Origin of the sequence: Methylophilus sp. VKM B-3414, from assembly GCF_032248435.1 — a bacterium.
Lineage (GTDB): Bacteria > Pseudomonadota > Gammaproteobacteria > Burkholderiales > Methylophilaceae > Methylophilus > Methylophilus glucosoxydans.
Genome location: NZ_JAVTLI010000002.1, coordinates 1 through 2,102 on the forward strand (window position 1 = coordinate 1; position 2,102 = coordinate 2,102).

Sequence of the window (2,102 nt, forward strand, 5' to 3'; positions counted from 1 at the left end):
TCAGACAGCACGATCCTGGCAAGTGTAACAACGACCAACGCTGCTGGTAACAGTGCAACCGCGACTGATACGCAGACATACACTGTGAACTTGTTGCCTCCAGCCTTGGCGATCAGCCTGGATGCAAACGTTGCTGGTGACGGCATTGTGAACGTTGCTGAATCGACTGCTGCAGCTATCCCTGTGACTGGTACCGTGAGTGGTCAATTCAAGGCCGGCGATATTGTTACGATTACGATCAATGGCAAAGACTTCACCGGTGCTGTAGCGACCGACGGTACATTCTCTATCAAAGTCCCTGGTGCAGACTTGGCCGCTGACCCTGACAGCACTGTCTTTGCGAGCGTGACAACAACCAACGCTGCGGGTAACACTGCAACCGCAACTGATACGCAGACATACACTGTGAACTTGTTGCCCCCAGCCTTGGCGATCAGCCTGGATGCAAACGTTGCTGGTGACGGCATTGTGAACGTTGCTGAATCGACTGCTGCAGCCATTCCAGTGACTGGTACCGTGAGTGGTCAATTCAAGGCAGGTGACATTGTTACCTTGACCATTAACAACAAAACCTTCACAGGTGCAGTGTTGGATGGTGGTAAGTTCTCCATCAATGTTCCTGGCGCAGACCTGGCGGCTGATGCTGACAGAACAATTGAAGCAAGTGTGACCACAACGAATGCTGCTGGTAACAGCGCAACCGCAACTGATACGCAGACATACACTGTGAACTTGTTGCCTCCAGCCTTGGCGATCAGCCTGGATGCAAACGTTGCTGGTGACGGCATTGTGAACGTTGCTGAATCGACTGCTGCAGCTATCCCTGTGACTGGTACCGTGAGCGGTCAATTCAAGGCCGGCGATGTTGTTACCATTACGATCAATGGCAAAGACTTCAGCGGTGCTGTAGCGACCGACGGTACATTCTCTATCAAAGTCCCTGGTGCAGACTTGGCCGCTGACCCTGACAGCACTGTCTTTGCGAGCGTGACCACAACGAATGCTGCGGGTAACACTGCAACCGCGACGGATACACAGACATACACCGTGAACTTGTTGCCTCCAGCTTTGGCAATAAGCCTGGATGCAAACGTTGCTGGTGATGGCATTGTGAACGTTGCTGAATCGACTGCTGCCGCCATTCCAGTGACTGGTACCGTGAGTGGTCAATTCAAGGCCGGCGATATTGTTACGATTACGATCAATGGCAAAGACTTCACTGGTGCTGTAGCGACCGACGGTACATTCTCTATCAAAGTCCCTGGTGCAGACTTGGCCGCTGACCCTGACAGCACTGTCTTTGCGAGCGTGACAACAACCAACGCTGCGGGTAACACTGCAACCGCAACTGATACGCAGACTTACACCGTGAACTTATTGCCTCCAGCCTTGGCGATCAGCCTGGATGCAAACGTTGCTGGTGACGGCATTGTGAACGTTGCTGAATCGACTGCTGCAGCCATTCCAGTGACTGGTACCGTGAGTGGTCAATTCAAGGCAGGTGACATTGTTACCTTGACCATTAACAACAAGACCTTCACTGGTGCAGTTCTGGATGGTGGTAAGTTCTCCATCAATGTTCCTGGCGCAGACCTGGCAGCTGACTCAGACAGCACGATCCTGGCAAGTGTAACAACGACCAACGCTGCTGGTAACAGTGCAACCGCGACTGATACCCAAGACTATAAGTTGGCGATTAATCCAAACCTGTTTGCAACCATTGCATTGGATGCAAACTTTGCTGGTGATGGCATCATCAACATTGAAGAAGCCAAAGCGACCTCATCCATTCCAGTGACTGGTACAGTGGGTGGTGACGCTAAAGTTGGTGATCCCGTGATTGTGACGATCAACAACAAAGATTACCCAACGACTGTAATCACCCGTGCGGATGGCAAGCTGGGCTTCAGTGTGAGTGTTGCCGGTAACGAACTTGCCGCTGACTCTGATAAAACAATTGATGCAAAAGTGACTGTAAGCGATAACGCTGGCAATTCATTAAGTCAGTCAACGCAGCTCACTTATACAGTCGACCTGACGCCACCTAAGGCAGAGATTGCCTTGGATGCTAACTTTGGTGGTGATGGCATCATCAACATTGA

Annotated in this window: 1 protein-coding gene; it reads left to right on the top strand. The window is 51.4% G+C overall.

Annotated features, from left to right (window positions below; all coding sequences use genetic code 11):
- Positions 1-2,102: Ig-like domain-containing protein (locus Q9292_RS02285; protein ID WP_313984277.1), on the top strand; the 2,102-nt coding region annotated here is incomplete at both ends.